The following is an 18,074-nucleotide window of genomic DNA, read 5'->3' as shown; positions in this document are numbered from 1 at the left end:
TAAAAATAGGATCGGGCAAAGTGGACTGCTCGAGCACAGTTAAGCTGTTTTTTATTAACAATTGAACTACCTTTGTAAACAGCAGGCCACCTTATCGCTGCAAGTACGGGCAACCAAGCTTGGAGAGGAAAGTCCGGACACCAAAGTGCGGCATAGCGGGTAACGCCCGTCCGTTGTAAGACGAGGACCAGTGCAACAGAAAGCAAGTACAGTTCGGCTGTAGTGAAATCGGCAAACTCTATGCGGTGAAACGCCATGTAAACCAACACTTGAGGGCTGCACGCTCGAGTTGGAGGGTAGGCGGTTGGAACACTTGGGCAACCATTTGTCTAGATAAATGATAAGGAGCTCCCTACATTGATTTGGGGTCTACAGAATCCGGCTTATGGCCTGCTTTTTATTGAGCTTCAAAAAAACTGAAAATACTTCCGCCATATTTTCTCTGCTCCGTGAATTTGGGGTGCTCGGAAAGAGTTGTTTGTTCGGAATGCTCAATAATAAGGAGACCGTCTTCGAGCAAGAGTCCATTGTCAAAAACCAGGTCGGCGATTTTTAAAAACTGCCCCTTATCAAAATCATACGGTGGGTCGGCAAAAATAAGGTTGAACTTTTCTGGAGTGGCCTGTAAAAATTTATATACATCGGATTTTACGGTAGCGATGGGAAAATCCAGCTCTTGTGTTGTTCGGGCAATATAGCGGACGCACCCTTGATGTCCGTCCACGGCAGTTATCTTTTTGCATCCCCTGGAGGCAAACTCATAACTTATGTTGCCTGTACCGGAGAATAGATCGAGCACATTGAGCTCATCAAAATAAAACCTATTGTTCAAAATGTTGAACAGTGCTTCTTTGGCCATGTCGGTAGTTGGGCGAACAGGTAATTTTTTCGGCGCAGTGAGGCGCTTCCCTTTGTATTTTCCGGATATGATCCTCATTTAGAGAGAACTTAAAATGGAAAAATCTATACTCTCGTTCTCCAGTTGGTCTACAGGAAAAACCGTATTGCCGGGCACAAATACGGAAATGTTTTTAATGTACTGGTAACAAAGGTCGTAAATAGGGTCTCCTTCTTCTATGGTCCCGAAGAGTTTGAGCTGCACTTTTTCCAAATCCATTTGTAATTGCTCCAAACTGAATAAAAGGTAGTACAAAAAGTCCTCTTTGGTGCTGTACTCGAACTGATTGTAGAACAACAGTTTTTTGTTGGAGATTACCATTACCTCCATTTCTCGCTCAGCAATCTGAACATAACATATGGGTTCGGAAGAAGGTCTGTTTTGGTTGAGCAAGGTATTGATGAGAACCGTTCCGCTATGCTTGAACTCAAATTCTCCAAAAAGCTCAAAAATATAGTTGTTGATATTGGTATAGGGAATATACACATTAATGATATCCTGATTTGGGATTTCATCGTACGCGATAAGGTCGTTTGCCATTATTTTGGCATTGAACTTAAGGTAGTTTGGGAGTTCCCCTTCATTAAATATAGGCTTGGGCACCAAGCTGAACATACTGTTCTTGTGTATTACCATTACTTCGGAAAAATTTTGCCCAATTTCTTCCTGATTGCTAAGTTTTTCTTTCAACTCTTTTAGTACGAGGTAGGGGGTGAGCTGAGTTTTAAAACTTTGTCGCTCAAAGGCAAGAATTTTATTTGTAATGGTATCCATTACACAAAAAGAAAGTCCATTCAAGCCAGCTTGAATGGACAATTTTCTATAGGTCTTATTTGTTTCTTTCTGTACTATAACTAGTTATTCTTTTTCCTATCGTAAATAGGGGGCCAATTACCATTGGTACTTACATCCGTTAGGGAACCAACTTTAATTTCTGTACCATTTACTTCTTCCACACTTTGGTAAGAGTTCTCCTTTTCTACCAAATCTTGCGGTTGATCGTATAGAACAACGTTCTTTTTTACTTTCGCTTCAAAAACCGGAGCTTTGTATCCGCTCTTGTCGATAATATCAGCTTTCATTTCAAACTTTTCGTTGTTTTGGGCAAAAGGAACATCCATCATGTTTTTGTAGCGGGTGTCCGCACCAAATAGGGAATCTTTGACCTTAACAGTGCCCAATGTATCGATGATGATTGTATCTTGTTGCATATCAATTTGATAGGCTCGGTCATATCTCATAAAAGACGAGTCCCTTTGCGTGGTAATGGTATAGCTCCCAGTGTCAATAAACTTTATCAAGCTCTCAAAATCACCTGCATATTTACCGTTTACTGTTTTATACGCTTCTTGGGAATCTCTAATGTCCTTAAGCTTGTCGATCACTTTTGAGAACCTTTCGTTCCTTACCTTATTGAACTCAATGGGGGCGTTGATAGAATCGTAAATCTTGAAACCTAGGAAAATACTTAGAATACCGAAAAGAATTACTAGTACCGGCTTTATTTTTTGAGGTAAAAATCTATCGATCAAAAATACAAGCCCTATGGTCACAAGGCATATGATTACAACAATAAGAATTAAATTTAACATATCTGATACTGTCTTTCAAAGTTAATTTAGTGGTTACAGACAAATCTACAATATTTTTTTAATTGCGAAACTTTTTGCTTTAAAAAAGAGCGCCCTATATTTAGCGCTCATGAACGATTTTACCGCACCAGGATTTTTAAAGATTTTAAACGAAAAATTTCCGCACGAACCTACCATAAAACAAGGTCTGGCACTTAAAAAGCTGTCTAACTTTGTGTTAGATGGAAAAAAGGACGAGCTCTTCCTTTTAAAAGGGTTCGCTGGAACAGGAAAAACTACCTTGATCGCTACCTTGGTGAGTAGTTTATGGAAGGTAAAAATGAGTGCTGTTTTAATGGCGCCGACAGGGCGGGCAGCAAAAGTTATGTCGGTTTATTCGGGCAATACAGCTTACACCATCCACAAAAAAATATATTTCCCCAAAAAACAAACCGGTGGAGGAATCCAATTTGTGTTGGCTCCGAACAAGCACAGGAATACGATTTTTATTGTAGACGAGGCATCCATGATTCCGGACTCGCCCGCCGATTCCAAATTGTTCGAGAACGGCTCCTTGTTGGACGATCTTATGCATTATGTTCACTCTGGCCATAACTGCAAATTAATATTGATCGGGGATACCGCACAGTTGCCCCCTGTAAAATTGGAACTTAGCCCTGCCCTTGATGAAGATCGTTTGTCCTTAAACTATAATAAGGAAGTAGCGTGTTTGGAATTGAACGAGGTCATGCGCCAAGCTGATGACTCCGGAATCCTATACAATGCAACCAATCTGAGGGAGCAACTACAGTCCGATTTTTTTGACGGCTTCAAGTTTGAATTGGGCACATACACGGATATAGTGCGCCTGTTGGAAGGGAACGAGATACAGGAGGCCATTGATTCCTCTTACAGTGAGAACGGAAAAGAACAGACGGCGATCATAGTTCGCTCCAACAAAAGGGCCAACCTATACAACCAAAATATTAGGGAACGTATTCTTTTTCTTGACAACGAGATTTCGGTAGGCGATTATATGATGGTGGTCAAGAACAATTACTTTTGGCTAAAACCAAACTCCGAGGCTGGTTTTATAGCCAATGGGGATATAATCGAAGTACTGGAGCTGTTTGCGATCAAAGAACTTTATGGTTTCAAGTTTGCCGAGGTAAAAGTAAAAATGGTGGATTATCCCAATCAGAAACCCTTTGAAACTGTTCTTTTACTCGACACTATAACGGCCGAAACACCATCCTTATCTTACGAAGACGGCAATAGACTTTACCAAGAAGTAATGAAGGACTACGCCCACGAAAAATCCAAATACAAAAAATTTCTCGGGGTAAAGAACAATAAGTTCTTCAATGCGCTACAGGTAAAATTTTCTTATGCAATTACTTGCCATAAATCACAAGGAGGACAATGGGATACCGTTTTTGTTGAACAACCTTACTTGCCCAATGGGGTGGATAAAGATTATTTGAGATGGTTGTATACCGCAGTTACCAGGGCCGAAAGAAAACTATACCTTATAGGTTTTAAGGATGATTTTTTTCTTGACTAGGAATATCCTATTTTAGACATCGGCATGAATATAGAACCAGATACATTAATAAGTTTGTTCCTAGGGATAGGTTTGGCGGCTTCCGTGGGCTTCCGTGTTTTTTTACCACTTTTTGCTCTAAGTTTTGCAGCATATTTAGGGGTATGGGAACTCAACGAAAGCTGGCAATGGATAGGCAGTCTAACAGCATTGATAACCTTGGGGGTTGCCACAATTGTAGAGATATTTGCCTATTTTATTCCATGGGTGGACAATGCCTTGGATAGTCTAGCCATACCTTTGGCAGGGATTGCAGGTACCGCAGTTGTAGTTTCTACTGCTGCCAATTTAGACCCTGTGGTCACCTGGTCTTTGGCCATTATTGCAGGTGGTGGGACCGCAACTATGATCAAAGGGGCAAATGCGGCCGGCAGACTGGCATCTAGCGGAACAACGGGAGGCTTGGCCAACCCATTGGTGTCCACGGTGGAGACCGGGACCGCCGTTGCAGTAAGTACTGCGTCGATCTTAGTGCCGCCCATAGCCGCCATTCTTGTAATTATCATATTATTGATCATATTCAGGATCTACAGGAAGCTCAGACCCAAAAGATAACATCCAATCATATATAAATAGTAGTGAAAATAATATCAATGATACCCGCCCGCTATCAAGCATCAAGGTTTCCTGCCAAACTAATGCAGGACCTTGGGGGTAAGCCCGTAATTGTGCGCACATACGAAGCAGCTGTAAACACAGGTCTTTTTGATGAAGTATACGTTGTGACGGACAGCCCTATCATTTCTGAAGTGATAGAAAACATAGGCGGAAATGTGATCATGAGCAAAAAAACTCATGAGAGTGGTAGCGATAGAATAGCGGAAGCCGTGGAGAATATGGAGGTGGACATTGTGATCAATGTGCAGGGAGACGAACCATTTATTGATGCAGATAGCTTGGCGAAGATCATAAAGGTCTTCAAAAATGATGAAGAAAAAGAAATCGACCTTGGCTCCTTGATGACACCCATTACGGATTGGGAAGAAATATCCAATCCCAATACGGTTAAGGTAGTTGTGGACAATCAAGGTTTTGCGCTCTATTTTTCCCGTTCTCCCATTCCCTATCCAAGAGATAAGGAAGTGGATGCGACCTACTATAAACATAAAGGTGTGTACGTTTTTAGAAAAAGGGCCCTAATGGATTTTCAAAGGCTGGAAATGTTGCCCCTAGAGGCGAAAGAAAAAATTGAGGCCATACGTTTTTTGGAGTATGGAAAAAAAATAAAAATGGTAGAAACCCACGTGACAGGCATCGAAATAGATACACCCGAAGATTTGGAAAGAGCTAGAAAGGTATGGAAGTAGATTTCTCCAACATAAAAGTAATAGGATTTGATGCAGATGATACCCTTTGGGTTAACGAAACCTATTTTAGGGACACCGAAGAAAAATTTGCGGAACTATTGGACGGCTATGAGACCAAAAACAAGATAGACCAAGAACTGTTCAAGATGGAAATGGCCAACTTGGAAAGCTATGGCTACGGGATAAAGGGGTTTATGCTCTCCATGATAGAATCCGCACTGGACCTCTCCAACAATAAAGTACCGCAACAGACCATTTCCGAGATTTTGAACCTTGGAAAAAAGATGATTGCACACCCGGTGGAATTGCTGGACGGAGTAGAGGAAGTGCTGTCCAAATTGGCCGGAAAGTATAGGTTGATAGTACTCACCAAAGGGGATCTATTGGACCAGGAACGAAAATTGGACAAGTCCGGCCTTTCCAAGTATTTTCATCATGTAGAAGTGCTTAGCGACAAAAAAGAAAATAATTATAGTAATTTGTTGGAGCATTTGAATATAGATGTCAACGAATTTTTAATGATCGGAAATTCATTGAAATCAGATGTCCTTCCTATTCTCAATATAGGAGCAAAGGCCGTGCACGTGCCTTTTCACACCACTTGGGCCCACGAGATGGTAGCCGAAGATGAAATGGTGAACAACCATCTCAAATTAAACAACATCAAAGATATTTTGAAGTATTTGGATAATTAATGAAGACAGAGAACAACTTGAAAAATCAACAAACTTCATCGACCCGTAAAACTATGTACAAGAACTTTCCAATGGTGCCGAAGGTAATCTTTGGGGTGGGGAGTTTTTCGCAATTAGGAGATGTTTTGTTGCCCAAGCGAACAAGTTCGGAAGCACCGTTTATATTTTTGGTCGACGATTATTTCGAAAATAGTGAGTTCCTGTCAACTTTGCCCCTGTTGTTCAACGACGAGGTTATATTTATTTCTGCAGAAGAAGAACCCAAAACCGCTCAAGTTGATGCGTTGGTTTCCCAAATACGTCAAAAATATGAAGAGGCGCCCTCCGGTATAATCGGTATAGGCGGAGGTACCCTTTTGGATTTGGCAAAAGCCGTTTCCATACTACTGAACAACAAAGGATTGGCCAAAGATTACCAAGGATGGGATTTGGTGGGCCACCCCGCACTTTATCATGTTGGGATACCTACCATTAGCGGGACCGGAGCAGAAGTGTCCCGAACCACAGTATTGCTGGGACCGGAAAAAAAACTGGGGATAAATTCAGACTATACAACCTTCGACCAAGTTATTTTAGATCCGGATTTAACCAAAAGTGTTCCCAAGCAGCAATGGTTTTATACGGGAATGGATTGTTTTATTCACTGTGTGGAATCTTTGACCGGAACATATTTAAACGCCTTTAGCCAAAGTTATGGGGAAAAGGCCATGGAACTTTGTCTGGAAGTGTACCTTAACGACATTCCCTCCGAAGAATCAAGGGATAAATTAATGATGGCATCTTGGCATGGAGGAATGAGTATTGCCTACTCTCAAGTAGGTGTTGCGCATGCCATGAGCTACGGACTTTCTTATTTATTGGGGGTTAAGCACGGTATAGGAAACTGTTTGGTTTTCCAGCATCTGGAGGAATTTTATCCGGAAGGGGTGCAACTGTTCAATAAAATGATGGATAAACACAATATTACACTGCCACAAGGTGTTTGCGCCGACCTTACCCAAAACGATTTTGATGTGATGGTGAATGTTGCGATGGGATTGGAACCCCTTTGGGAAAATGCACTGGGCAAGAATTGGAAAAACATCATGACCCCGGAACGGTTACGGGCATTGTATCAAAAAATCTAAAATTTGTTCCGGATCTGATTATGGACAAATAACATGAAGCCCATGCAAAGGCTTGCCAAATTCATATATTTTAAAATTTTGGGATGGAAACTCAACGGTTCTTTTCCCCAAGTGGATAAATGCGTTGTAATTGTGGTTCCACATACCCATTGGTTGGATTTCTTTTTGGGCTTGTTGATCAGAAAGGTAATAAACCAAGAAATCAATTATATCGGAAAAAAGAGTTTGTTCAAACCGCCCTTCGGATGGTTTTTTAGGTGGACCGGAGGTGCGCCGGTAGATCGTTCCAAAAATTCCAATACCGTGGACAGCATTGTTCAGGTTTTTAATGAACGAAAGGTCTTCAGGTTTGCACTGGCGCCGGAGGGCACACGAAAAAAAGTCGCCCAGTTAAAAACCGGATTTTATCATATTGCAAAAAAGGCCAAGGTACCCATTGTAATGGTTGCCTTTGACTTTGGAAAAAAGGAAATCAAAATAGGTCGACCATTTTTTACGACTACTGATCAAGAAAAGGATTTCGATAAAATTCACGCCTTCTACCAAGGCGTAACAGGAAAAGTACGCGAATATAGCTTTTAAGTGCCCTGTATCCCAACTTTATATTCATCATCATTAAATATGCGGTTCCACTACTTAAATCGAAAAAAGATTTTTGATGGTAACACGAGCCGAAGATAGCTTGGGTCGAGGGTGGACTTAGACGCCGAAATATCTTATATTTAGGCAACTAATAACCAATCAAATTATGATTCAAAAAAACTCAACTAAAAATTGCTTTAAACTATTTGTAGCGGCCGGTTTAATGTCCACTTCAATTATTTCGGCACAAGACTGGCAAGGATATACACCAGCCTCATTACAGGAGCAAGAAAAATTGGAGGAGACCTTTAAAAGCCAAGTGGATTATCCAAAATTTAGGGAACATCTAAAAACATTAACGGAACGGCCCCACGTAGCAGGAACAGCTGCCAATGAGAAAGTTGCGGCATACATGGCGGGTGTGATGGAAAATGCGGGAATGGACGTAAAATTATATCCCTATGATATTTACATGACCACAACAGGTGGAAGTTCCGCGGTGGAATTGGTGACACCGTTGCGTATGCCACTAAATCAACAAGAGGATATCTTGGCAGAGGACAAGTTTTCCTCGGATCCTACCTTGGAAAAGGGATGGAACGCCTATTCCGGTAGTGGCGATGTTACTTCTACCGTAGTATATGCCAATTATGGAACCAAAGAGGATTTTGAAAAGTTGGAGGAGATGGGGGTCAATGTAAAGGGCAAAATTGTTATTGCCCGTTACGGTCGTAATTTCCGCGGTTACAAGGCCAAGTTTGCCGAACAGTACGGCGCTGCAGGACTTATTATGTACACCGACCCAGAAGATAGTGGTTACATGAAAGGCCTTGTATACCCCAACGGACATAATTATAACGAGAGCGGCATTCAGAGGGGCTCCGTACTGACATTGGATTATCAGGGCGATCCTTTGACCCCATTTGAACCTGCATTGCCATTGGATGGCAAAAAGAAGGTCGATCGGTTGGACCCCTCCGAAACGGATTTGCATACCATTCCGGTGTTGCCATTGCCCTATGGTTCGGCAAAAGAAATATTGGGCAGGATGCAGGGAAAACCTGTTCCCAATGCTTGGCAGGGAGGATTGCCCTTTACATATAGGTTAGAAGGGGGAGATGGGCTCACGGTACGTGTAAAAGTAGATCAGCCCAAAGAGTTTGTTCGAGTAAGCAATGTGGTAGGTACTTTTAAAGGAACGGAATACCCGGACGAGTGGATTATTCTTGGTTGCCATTACGATGCTTGGGCTTTTGGCGCTACAGATCCTAACAGTGGTACGGCCATGCTGTTGGGCTTGAGCGAATCCATTGGTAAACTTATTAAAAAGGGTATGGCCCCCAAAAGATCCATTCTTATTGCCCATTGGGATGCGGAAGAGCATGGAGTGATCGGATCATCGGAATGGGTAGAACAATTAAGGGACGAACTTGGTGCTAAAGCTGTAGCCTATCTCAATTTTGACGGTGGTGTTTCCGGTAAAAATTTCGGGGCCTCATCTTCTCCGACATTAAAGAATCTGGTTACCCAAATGTCCAAAAAAGTAAATTATCCCTACACTGATAAAACACTCTATGATCAATGGAGGGGCGATAAAGAAGAGCCTCGTATTGGAAACTTGGGAGGAGGTTCCGATCATATCGGATTTTATATGCACGTAGGTGTTCCATCCGTTAGTGGAGGAGCAGGAGGACCAACACTTTATCACACGAATTACGATAGTTTTCACTATTATAAAACCTTTGCAGATCCAGAATTTAAAATGGGAGGTACCATAGAGCAGTTCGCAGGTTTAATGGCTCTGCGGTTGGCCAATGCAGAAGTTATTCCGTATGACGTGAAAAGATATTCCACTGATTTAAAAGTACATTTTGCCAACGCTGTTAAAAAGATCGAGGCATTCGATACAGAATTTAAGGGCTTCGATAAAGTTGAAGCATCTATTAAGGTGTTGGATAATAACACTGAAATTTTGGACAAAGCCCTATCCGATGTTTTGGCATCCGGTACGTTGTCCAAAAAAGAAATTAAAAGTATCAACAAGCAATTGTTAGCTTTGGAAAAAAGCTTTATTGATGAAAAGGGCATGTACTATGGCTCTTGGTTTAAGTCGATATATGCATCCACGGACCCTTTTAGTGGCTACGCATCCTGGATGTTACCAGGTTTGGAATATGAGATTTCCTTGACTTCTTCCGAAAGGTTGGAAGAGTGGGACGAGCGCTATGCCGCTGCCATACAATCTTTGGCCGATAAGATTCTTAAATTGGCACAGAGCATCTCGTAGTTGAACACCTTTGTACATACTAAAAAGGGCGCGATTTTAATCGCGCCCTTTTGCTTTTAAGGTGTTTGGAATTTATTCCTTCATGCTGTGGAACACGTTCTGTACATCGTCGTCTTCCTCGATTTTTTCCAAAAGCTTTTCTACATCTGCCGCTTCTTCTTCGTTAAGTTCTTTGGTTACTTGCGGAATACGGTCGAATCCGGAGGAAATTATTTCTATCTCGCGCGATTCCAATTCTTTTTGAATGGCTCCAAAGTTTTCGAAAGGTGCATAAATGTGGATACCATCTTCGTCCACAAACACTTCCTCAGCACCAAAATCGATCATTTCGAGTTCCAATTCTTCCGGGTCAAGTCCTTCGGACTTTATGGTAAAGTTACAAGTATGGTCGAACATAAATTCAACAGAGCCAGATGTACCCAAACTTCCGTTACATTTATTAAAATAACTGCGGATATTGGCCACGGTTCTGGTATTGTTGTCGGTTGCGGTCTCGATCAAAATGGCAATGCCATGTGGGGCATACCCTTCAAAAAGCACCTCTTTGTAATCCCCTTGGTTTTTATCGGAAGCTCTTTTGATTGCTCTTTCAATGTTGTCCTTTGGCATGTTTACTGCCTTGGCATTCTGAATTACGGCACGGAGCTTTGCATTGGCATCGGGGTCGGGGCCACCTTCCTTAACGGCCATTACAATATCTTTACCAATTCTGGTAAACGCTTTGGACATGGCTGCCCAACGTTTCATTTTTCGTGCTTTTCTAAACTCGAACGCTCTTCCCATAAAATCTTAAATTCTGGATGAGGGCAAATTTAACAAAAAATGCCCCTTTGTCAAGTTGATTGCTTTCAACTTTATCTTACAATTTTTTCGATGGTTAGGGCCAGGTCAATATCCTTTCGGGTAATTCCGTTCGCATCGTGTGTGCTGAGCTTTATCGTAAGGGAGTTATACACATTTTCCCAGTTGGGATGATGGTTTTTTGCTTCGCATTCAAAAGCAATTCTTGTCATTACGGCAAAAGCCTCTTTAAAATCGGTAAAAGTGAATGCTTTTGTGATCGTTCCATTTTGCAAGATCCATCCCGGTAAATCATTCAAAGCCAGTTCAATTTCGTTTTGGTCCATTGTTTTCATATTCGGATTTTAGAAAAGATAGCGAATAAAACCACCAAAAGAAAACTAGACCGGTAAATGATGATCGATAATCTCTTGGCAACTAATACGAAGATTTTTGGGAAGGATATTCTCTTTGGGCAAGGCCGCCAGATAACGATCTTCGTTAGTGGTGTACACCCTTTTGTAAACAGGGTGGTAATTTCCCAAATGAGCTATAACCTCTTTAATGAATTCCTCGTGCTGGATGAGGTCGTTACTGCCCAAATGGAAGATGCCCGTTCTGTTCCTGTTGATGAGGTAATGGATTTGTTGGGTAAGCCTATCGTCGTTGGTTACATTAATGATCAGGTTTGGAAACACCTCTATGGGCTCCTTGTTGTCCAAATGCTCCTTGAGTTCCTTTATCCTGGGCGAAGTGTTTCCAAAAACCATAGGGACCCTTAGAATTGCCGCTTTTCCTTTGGGCAATCGCATGATCATATTCTCTATTTTGATTTTTAATCGCCCATATACACTTAGGGACAGGGTTTTATCATTTTCATAGGATGGGAATTTACTGTAGGCATCGAATACATTGGCGGAGGAGATAAAATATAGTTTGGCATCAGATTTCACCAAATATTCCATAAGATGCTGATGTGCCTGAATCTGGGCCGGAAAATTACCGCGTAGGGCAGATACTATAACATCGGGGCGTACACGCTCCAGTATCTGAAAAATATCATCTTCTTCGAGGTCATATCTCAAAAACTGTTTATTTGTGGCAAAGGCACTATTGGTGTAATAGGTGCCATAAGTATCAAAATAGGAGCAGAGTTCTTTGTAAATAGCATTGCCTACAAATCCACTCGCTCCTAATATCAATATCTTTTTTTTATCCAAAAGCTGCTTACGTATTTTTATAGAATGGTAGTTTTACAATGGTGGCAGGTACCTTGTTGATTCTAATCTGGATGAACACTTTACTGTCCAATGCAGCATTCTCTTTTACTACATAGCCCAGACCTATTCCTTTGGAAAGGGAAGGGGACATGGTTCCCGAGGTTACTTTTCCTATTTGTTTGCCATCCGCATCCAATATAGGGTATCCCGCTCTTGGTATGCCACGTTCTTCCATTTGAAAAGCTACCAGTTTTCGTTTTGATCCTGTTGTTTTTTCTATGGAAAGATTTTCGCTGTTCACAAATGCTTTGGTAAACTTGGTTATCCACCCCAATCCGGCTTCAAAAGGAGAAGTGGTATCGTCGATATCGTTTCCGTAAAGACAATAGCCCATTTCCAAGCGCAGGGTATCTCGTGCTGCCAAACCGATGGGTTTTATACCAAAATCGGCACCCGCCTCCAAAACTTTGTCCCAAACTTGTTTTACTTCGGAATTCTTGCAATAAATTTCAAATCCGCCAGAGCCCGTATATCCCGTGGCCGATATGATAACATGCTCAACACCGGCAAAATCACCTACAACAAAGTTGTAGAATTTAATGGCAGAAAGATCCACAGATGTCAACGATTGCATAGCTTCCACTGCTTTTGGTCCTTGGATGGCCAACAGGGAATAATCGTCGGATATATTTCGCATTTCGGCTCCTATGGCCTCATTGTATTTGGAGATATGATTCCAATCTTTCTCAATATTTGCTGCATTCACCACCAAAAGGTAGGTTTCTTCTTTGATCCTATAGATAATAAGGTCATCCACAATCCCACCGGTTTCGTTGGGCATACAACTATACTGTGCTTTGCCCACGGTCAATTTTGAAGCGTCGTTGGTGGATACTTTTTGGATCAGTTCCAATGCCTTTGGTCCTTCTATTAAAAACTCACCCATATGCGACACGTCGAACACCCCGACAGCTTTGCGTACAGTTTCGTGTTCAATGTTCACACCCTCGTAAGAAACGGGCATATTGTAACCCGCAAAAGGTACCATTTTGGCTCCAAGGGCCTCGTGCGTTTTGGTAAGAGCAGTCTGTTTCATTCCTTCTGGTTTTGTAGCAAATTTATCGATTTCGTTGCAGATGGAACTTTTTCCAAAAGAATGTTTTGAACAGCCTTTTGTTAAAATGTGATATAAAATGCTAACTATCCATTAAATAGGATTTTAACTCTTCGTAACCAGAGATTTTATGTGATTTTTTCTCTTTGTCCATTACCTGTAGTATTTGGGTTGGAATTTTTGGTTGTATTCCCAGGGTTTCCTCCACCACATCCAAAAACTTAACAGGATGTGCCGTTTCCAGGAAAATGCCAAATGTGTTCGGATGTCCTTTTTGGTATTCCTTTAAACCTAAGTAGCCAACGGCTCCATGTGGATCTAAAACATAGCCCGCCTCCGAGTGCACTTTTTCCATGGTAGTTTTAGTGGTTTTGTCGGAAAAGGAATAGGACGAAAGGTTATTGCGCAAGGTGTCCAAATTATTTTGATATAATTCCCGGATTCGGACAAAATTGCTCGGATCTCCTACATCCATGGCATTGGAAATGGTCGCCACGGACGGCACTGGCTCGTAAACTCCATTTGCCATAAATTTTGGCACCACATTATTTGCGTTGGTAGAGGCCACAAAATGTTTTACGGGCATTCCCAATTTTTGAGCTACCATCCCGGCACAAATGTTTCCGAAATTCCCCGAGGGTACGGAGAAAACAATTTCTTTCCCTTTAGCTTTGGCCTGTTTGTATGCAAACAAAAAGTAAAATAGCTGAGGAAGCCATCGTGCCACATTGATGCTGTTTGCGGAGGTTAGCTGTTTACAATCGGTAATTTCTTTATCTAAAAAAGCTGTTTTTACCATGCGTTGACAATCATCAAAAACGCCATCCACTTCCATGGCCTCAATGTTCTCACCTAAGGTGGTCAATTGTTTCTCTTGGATTTCGCTTACTTTTCCACTCGGGTAGAGGATTACCACTTTTACACCATCAACCCCCAAAAAACCATTGGCAACGGCTCCGCCCGTATCTCCAGAAGTGGCTACCAAAACGGTAACATCCTGCTTTTCTCCTTTAGAAAAATAGCCAAGACAGTTGGCCATAAAACGTGCACCAACATCTTTAAATGCCATAGTGGGGCCATGAAAAAGCTCCAAGACAGCAACATTATCCTCAATTTCTATTACGGGGAAATCAAAGTCCAATGTGTTTTTAATGATTGTTTTTAAGTCTACATCCGGTATGTCTTCTTTTACAAATTGATGGATGGCCCTAAATGCAATTTCATGATCGGACAACTCGTCCAATTTTTCAAAAAAATCGGCAGATAGGGGAGTTATGCTTTCTGGAAAATATAATCCTTTATCGGGAGCGATTCCGGCAATTACGGCTTCTTTGAACGAAGCATGGATAGTTGGGTTGTTTAAGCTGTAAAACCTCATGGGACTAGTTAATTTTTTTAACGCCTTGGTTGTTGATTTTGGAAATGTGGATATCGAAATCCACTCCGATCTTTTGATAGGTCTCGGTCATGGAATCAGCCACGTGCCTTGCAATTTTTTCTCCTCTGCTCAATGCAAAAATGGAAGGTCCAGAGCCCGAAATTCCACTTCCTAGGGCCCCTGATTTTAGGGCGTTGGTTTTAATTTCATCAAATGCTGGAATCAAAATTGAACGAATGGGCTCCACAATATGGTCGTGCAATGAACGGCCAATAAGATCGTAGTCATTTTTGAACAGTCCGGCGATCAATCCTCCTAAATTGCCCCATTGCTGTATGCCCTGTTGCATGGAGATCGTGGTTTTTAAAATTTTTCGGGAATCCGAGGTCTTAATCTCAATTTGCGGATGAATGACCGTTGCGTAGAGTTCCGAAGGTGTAGGTATGGAAACAATATCCAGGGGTTCGTAGCTTCGAACCAATGTGAATCCACCGAAAATGGCAGGTGCTACGTTGTCCGCATGGGCCACATCGCTGGCCATTTTTTCTCCTTGCATGGCAAATTCAACTAGCTCAAGATCGGTAAATGGCCTGTTCAATAATTCGTTCATGGCCCAAACGGCACCTGCGGAACTGGCGGCACTGCTTCCAATACCGCTACCAGGTTTTATACGTTTGTCAATCTCGATCTCAAACCCCCCTTGGTAGTCGCTTTTTTCCAATAAGGCCGTTCCCGCTACACCAGCTACATTTTTTTCGGTTGCCAATGGTAGGTCCTGTCCCGTAATCTTGGTGATTCGGATTCCGTATTCCGATGTTTTGCGAACTGTCATCCGGTCACCTACCGAGTCCAGGGCCAATCCGAGTACATCGAACCCACAGGAGACATTTGCTATGGTTGCCGGGCAAAATACTTTGATTTCTTCCATGGTTTAAAAATTTCCGATTCGCACCACATCCGCAAAGATACCCGATGCGGTAACATCGGCACCGGCACCGGCGCCCTTAATGATCAAAGGTTGCTCTACGTATCGGTCTGTATAAAACAGCACAATATTGTCGCTGCCCTCCAAGTTATAAAAATCATGGCCCTTAGGAATTTGCTGAAGACCCACTTTGGCCTTGCCATCTTCAAATTGGGCAACATATTTAAGTTTGCAATCGGCGTCTTTGGCTTGTTTGTACATTTTTTGAAAATCGGATTCATACTTTTGCAAACTTTCAAAAAAGGCTTCGTTGGAATTGGTCTCCAAGCTTTCTTCGGGCAGAAAAGCATCGTTCTCAATATCATCGATTTCCAATTGATGGCCACTTTCCCGTGCTAGGATTAGAATTTTGCGCATTACATCTACACCGCTTAGGTCTATGGTTGGGTCGGGTTCGGTATAGCCTTGATCCTGAGCTTGTTTTACTACATTGTGGAATGTGATAGAATCGTTGAACGTATTGAACACAAAGTTTAAACTACCCGATAACACAGCCTGTATTTTTCGAACCTTATCACCGGATGCGATCAAGTGCTTTAGGGTATCGATAATGGGAAGGCCTGCACCAACATTGGTCTCGAACAAATAGGGTGCATTGTATTCCTTGGCCAATTGTTTCAATGCTTTGTAGTTTGCAAAGTCCGACGAGGAAGCAATCTTATTACAGGTAACTACCGAAATACTATTTTTTAGATAATTGGCATAGCTTTTTGATACATCAGCACTTGCCGTATTGTCCACAAAAATGCTGTTTCGGAAATTAAGTGACCTAACTTTTTCGAAAAATCCCTCCATATCTGTCCGTACACCTTGGTCCAATGCGTTTTTCCAGTCTTTTAGGGAAATTCCATTCTCGTCAAATACCATTTTCTTGGAGTTGCTGATTCCGATAACCCGGACATTTAGTTTTAACTCTTCTTTTAAATACTTTTTTTGTTGACGGATTTGCTCCAAGAATTTGGCTCCTACATTGCCCACTCCCATAACAAAAAGGTTGAGCTGTTTGATGTTTTCTTCGAAAAAGGTCTCGTGCAATGAATTAAGTGCCTTTTTTACATCCTCTTTTTTGATGACTGCGGAGATGTTCCGCTCCGATGCCCCTTGCGCAATAGCTCTAATGTTTACATTGTTCTTGCCCAAGGTGCTGAACATTTTTCCGCTCAAACCTTGGTGGCTTTTCATATTATCACCGACCAGGGCTACAATTGTAAGGTCTTTTTCGACCATTACGGGCTTTATTCTTTTTGAGGCAATTTCATATTCAAAAGTCTCGTTTACCGCCTCTGCGGCCAAATCTGCATCATCATCTGCAATTCCAACACAGATGGAGTGTTCGGAAGATGCTTGGGTAATCAATACAATACTGATGTTCTTTACCGAGAGGGTTTCAAAAAAGCGCTTTGAAATGCCGGGGATACCAATCATTCCGGGGCCTTCCAGAGAAAGAAGGCTAATATTGCCTACATGACTGATGCCTCTTACTGTTTTTCCGTTGCCGTTGTTGTTTTGGGAAATGAGCGTACCCGGGTTTTCCGGGTCGAATGTGTTTTTTATGGCGATCGGTATGGCTTTTCCCAACACGGGTTGTATGGTTGGCGGGTAGAGTACTTTTGCACCGAAATGGGACAGCTCCATGGCTTCTTGATAACTTATGGACGCTACACATTTGGCCTGCTTCACCAGTTTGGGGTTTGCGGTGTACATACCACTGACGTCGGTCCAAATTTCTAAAATATCGGCATTTGTTGCGGCAGCGATTATAGCCGCGGTATAATCGGAACCGCCTCTCCCCAAAGTGGTAAGGTCCCCGTTTTTACTGGATGCCACAAATCCTGGTAACAAGGTAATGCCATGTTTGTTTTTAGAAAAGAAATTCTCGCAGTTGGCATTGGTCAGTTTAAAATCTACCGTAGCTTTGCCAAAGTTATTATCGGTTATGATCAGTTGTCGGCTGTCCTTAAATACAGCGTCCAATCCTTCAGATTTTAGGAACTCACTAATAATAAACGACGAAAAAAGTTCCCCATAGCTCACAATTTTATCCGATAGTTTTGGAGTAAGTTCACCGATCAAAAAAGCACCTTCCAATAAAGTTTCCAGCACGTTTAGATCGCTCTTAATCTTGCTAAGGGCCGCACTTTGCGATTTTACCGGAATAAGTTCCCGAATGGCGGCTATATGTCGGTCCTCAATTTCTTTTACGAAGTTTTTGTAGGATACATCTTGTTCCGATGCACGTTTTGATGCATTGAGAAGAAGATCGGTTACGCCCCCAAAGGCCGATACCACAACGGCCATGGAGTGGTTTTTTTGTGATTTTAGGATAGATTTTACCTTATTTATATTCTCTGGATTGGCTACCGAAGTGCCTCCAAACTTTAAGACTTTCATGATGAAATGATATTGTGAAAATTGAAAAAATAGATTAAAACGGACGGAATTATATATAGCAGACTTACCCCAAAGGGGTGGTGGTAGTAATCGTAGAAATAGATGAAGGAGTATTCATCAATTTTAGATTGTTATC

Annotated in this window: 17 protein-coding genes and 1 other RNA gene; 8 read left to right on the top strand and 10 right to left on the bottom strand. The window is 41.9% G+C overall.

All coding sequences use genetic code 11. The annotated features are described in order from the left end of the window. Positions 1–78 precede the first annotated feature (78 nt). Positions 79–401, top strand: an RNA gene (gene rnpB / locus ACXAFK_RS11610) — RNase P RNA component class A. Here rnpB and rsmD read toward each other — a convergent pair. From rsmD to ACXAFK_RS11595, 3 genes are read right to left on the bottom strand one after another with little or no spacing between them, the layout of a single operon-like run. Next, positions 398–937, bottom strand: coding sequence for a 16S rRNA (guanine(966)-N(2))-methyltransferase RsmD (gene rsmD / locus ACXAFK_RS11605; RefSeq protein WP_474957874.1), 540 nt, complete (start codon positions 935–937; stop codon positions 398–400). The two genes, rnpB and rsmD, sit on opposite strands and share 4 nt — an antisense overlap. Then, on the bottom strand, positions 938–1,750 hold the full coding sequence (locus tag ACXAFK_RS11600) for a DUF3822 family protein (protein WP_474958167.1): 813 nt from the start codon (positions 1,748–1,750) through the stop codon (positions 938–940). 2 nt (positions 1,751–1,752) lie between these two features. Continuing rightward, on the bottom strand, positions 1,753–2,403 hold the full coding sequence (locus ACXAFK_RS11595) for a hypothetical protein (RefSeq protein WP_224835645.1): 651 nt from the start codon (positions 2,401–2,403) through the stop codon (positions 1,753–1,755). Between the two features lie 196 nt (positions 2,404–2,599). Between ACXAFK_RS11595 and ACXAFK_RS11590 the strand changes: the two genes are divergently transcribed. The 7 genes from ACXAFK_RS11590 to ACXAFK_RS11560 all read left to right on the top strand — a co-directional run bounded on the left by ACXAFK_RS11590 (position 2,600) and on the right by ACXAFK_RS11560 (position 10,070). Then, entirely contained in the window at positions 2,600–4,033 is a 1,434-nt protein-coding gene (locus ACXAFK_RS11590) for an ATP-dependent DNA helicase (protein WP_224834865.1), read from the top strand. A 24-nt stretch (positions 4,034–4,057) separates the two neighbouring features. Next, on the top strand, positions 4,058–4,627 hold the full coding sequence (locus tag ACXAFK_RS11585) for a DUF4126 domain-containing protein (protein WP_262902797.1): 570 nt from the start codon (positions 4,058–4,060) through the stop codon (positions 4,625–4,627). A 38-nt stretch (positions 4,628–4,665) separates the two neighbouring features. Then, complete coding sequence (kdsB, locus tag ACXAFK_RS11580) at positions 4,666–5,379, top strand: 3-deoxy-manno-octulosonate cytidylyltransferase (RefSeq protein ID WP_474958166.1); 714 nt, start codon at positions 4,666–4,668, stop codon at positions 5,377–5,379. Then, positions 5,370–6,074 carry an HAD family hydrolase gene (locus ACXAFK_RS11575; protein ID WP_224834863.1) on the top strand — a complete coding sequence of 235 codons (705 nt, stop codon included), beginning with the start codon at positions 5,370–5,372 and terminating at the stop codon, positions 6,072–6,074. Before kdsB ends, ACXAFK_RS11575 begins: the two co-directional genes overlap by 10 nt. Then, positions 6,074–7,201, top strand: a complete 1,128-nt coding sequence (locus ACXAFK_RS11570; RefSeq protein WP_474957873.1) for an iron-containing alcohol dehydrogenase family protein — start codon at positions 6,074–6,076, stop codon at positions 7,199–7,201. The genes ACXAFK_RS11575 and ACXAFK_RS11570 overlap by 1 nt, the downstream gene beginning before the upstream one ends. A 42-nt stretch (positions 7,202–7,243) precedes the next feature. Next, complete coding sequence (locus ACXAFK_RS11565) at positions 7,244–7,783, top strand: 1-acyl-sn-glycerol-3-phosphate acyltransferase (RefSeq protein WP_224834861.1); 540 nt, start codon at positions 7,244–7,246, stop codon at positions 7,781–7,783. Positions 7,784–7,949: 166 nt separating this feature from the next. Continuing rightward, positions 7,950–10,070 carry a M28 family peptidase gene (locus tag ACXAFK_RS11560; protein WP_474957872.1) on the top strand — a complete coding sequence of 707 codons (2,121 nt, stop codon included), beginning with the start codon at positions 7,950–7,952 and terminating at the stop codon, positions 10,068–10,070. 72 nt (positions 10,071–10,142) lie between these two features. Here the strand turns inward: ACXAFK_RS11560 and ACXAFK_RS11555 are convergent, their stop codons facing one another. The 7 genes from ACXAFK_RS11555 to thrA form a co-directional block, all read right to left on the bottom strand. Beyond that, the gene (locus ACXAFK_RS11555; protein ID WP_224834859.1) at positions 10,143–10,853 is read right to left on the bottom strand and encodes a YebC/PmpR family DNA-binding transcriptional regulator; all 711 of its coding nucleotides are present in this window, start codon (positions 10,851–10,853) and stop codon (positions 10,143–10,145) included. Positions 10,854–10,924: 71 nt separating this feature from the next. Beyond that, positions 10,925–11,206: a 4a-hydroxytetrahydrobiopterin dehydratase gene (locus ACXAFK_RS11550; RefSeq protein ID WP_474957871.1), complete on the bottom strand. Its 282-nt coding sequence runs from the start codon at positions 11,204–11,206 to the stop codon at positions 10,925–10,927. A gap of 45 nt (positions 11,207–11,251) precedes the next feature. Then, positions 11,252–12,070, bottom strand: a complete 819-nt coding sequence (locus tag ACXAFK_RS11545; protein WP_474957870.1) for a sugar nucleotide-binding protein — start codon at positions 12,068–12,070, stop codon at positions 11,252–11,254. 7 nt (positions 12,071–12,077) lie between these two features. Continuing rightward, entirely contained in the window at positions 12,078–13,166 is a 1,089-nt protein-coding gene (gcvT, locus tag ACXAFK_RS11540; protein WP_224834856.1) for a glycine cleavage system aminomethyltransferase GcvT, read from the bottom strand. A 100-nt stretch (positions 13,167–13,266) separates the two neighbouring features. After that, the gene (gene thrC, locus ACXAFK_RS11535; RefSeq protein WP_474957869.1) at positions 13,267–14,562 is read right to left on the bottom strand and encodes a threonine synthase; all 1,296 of its coding nucleotides are present in this window, start codon (positions 14,560–14,562) and stop codon (positions 13,267–13,269) included. 4 nt (positions 14,563–14,566) lie between these two features. Next, a complete protein-coding gene (locus ACXAFK_RS11530; RefSeq protein WP_474957868.1) occupies positions 14,567–15,490 on the bottom strand; it encodes a homoserine kinase in 924 nt (307 codons plus the stop codon). 3 nt (positions 15,491–15,493) lie between these two features. Beyond that, a complete protein-coding gene (gene thrA / locus ACXAFK_RS11525) occupies positions 15,494–17,938 on the bottom strand; it encodes a bifunctional aspartate kinase/homoserine dehydrogenase I (protein WP_474957867.1) in 2,445 nt (814 codons plus the stop codon). Positions 17,939–18,074: the final 136 nt, after the last annotated feature.

The organism is Flagellimonas sp. ABD4_174 (assembly GCF_056160185.1).
The sequence above is the reverse complement of the archived record's forward strand: the minus strand, read 5'-3'. Positions and strand labels throughout refer to the sequence as shown.

Excerpts from the sequence above, each read along its gene's own strand:
- rsmD (WP_474957874.1), bottom strand. The coding sequence starts at position 937 with ATGAGGATCATATCCGGAAAATACAAAGGGAAGCGCCTCACTGCGCCG.
- ACXAFK_RS11590 (WP_224834865.1), top strand. The coding sequence starts at position 2,600 with ATGAACGATTTTACCGCACCAGGATTTTTAAAGATTTTAAACGAAAAA.
- ACXAFK_RS11585 (WP_262902797.1), top strand. The coding sequence starts at position 4,058 with ATGAATATAGAACCAGATACATTAATAAGTTTGTTCCTAGGGATAGGT.
- kdsB (WP_474958166.1), top strand. The coding sequence starts at position 4,666 with ATGATACCCGCCCGCTATCAAGCATCAAGGTTTCCTGCCAAACTAATG.
- ACXAFK_RS11575 (WP_224834863.1), top strand. The coding sequence starts at position 5,370 with ATGGAAGTAGATTTCTCCAACATAAAAGTAATAGGATTTGATGCAGAT.
- ACXAFK_RS11570 (WP_474957873.1), top strand. The coding sequence starts at position 6,074 with ATGAAGACAGAGAACAACTTGAAAAATCAACAAACTTCATCGACCCGT.
- ACXAFK_RS11565 (WP_224834861.1), top strand. The coding sequence starts at position 7,244 with ATGCAAAGGCTTGCCAAATTCATATATTTTAAAATTTTGGGATGGAAA.
- ACXAFK_RS11560 (WP_474957872.1), top strand. The coding sequence starts at position 7,950 with ATGATTCAAAAAAACTCAACTAAAAATTGCTTTAAACTATTTGTAGCG.
- ACXAFK_RS11555 (WP_224834859.1), bottom strand. The coding sequence starts at position 10,853 with ATGGGAAGAGCGTTCGAGTTTAGAAAAGCACGAAAAATGAAACGTTGG.
- ACXAFK_RS11550 (WP_474957871.1), bottom strand. The coding sequence starts at position 11,206 with ATGAAAACAATGGACCAAAACGAAATTGAACTGGCTTTGAATGATTTA.
- gcvT (WP_224834856.1), bottom strand. The coding sequence starts at position 13,166 with ATGAAACAGACTGCTCTTACCAAAACGCACGAGGCCCTTGGAGCCAAA.
- thrC (WP_474957869.1), bottom strand. The coding sequence starts at position 14,562 with ATGAGGTTTTACAGCTTAAACAACCCAACTATCCATGCTTCGTTCAAA.
- ACXAFK_RS11530 (WP_474957868.1), bottom strand. The coding sequence starts at position 15,490 with ATGGAAGAAATCAAAGTATTTTGCCCGGCAACCATAGCAAATGTCTCC.
- thrA (WP_474957867.1), bottom strand. The coding sequence starts at position 17,938 with ATGAAAGTCTTAAAGTTTGGAGGCACTTCGGTAGCCAATCCAGAGAAT.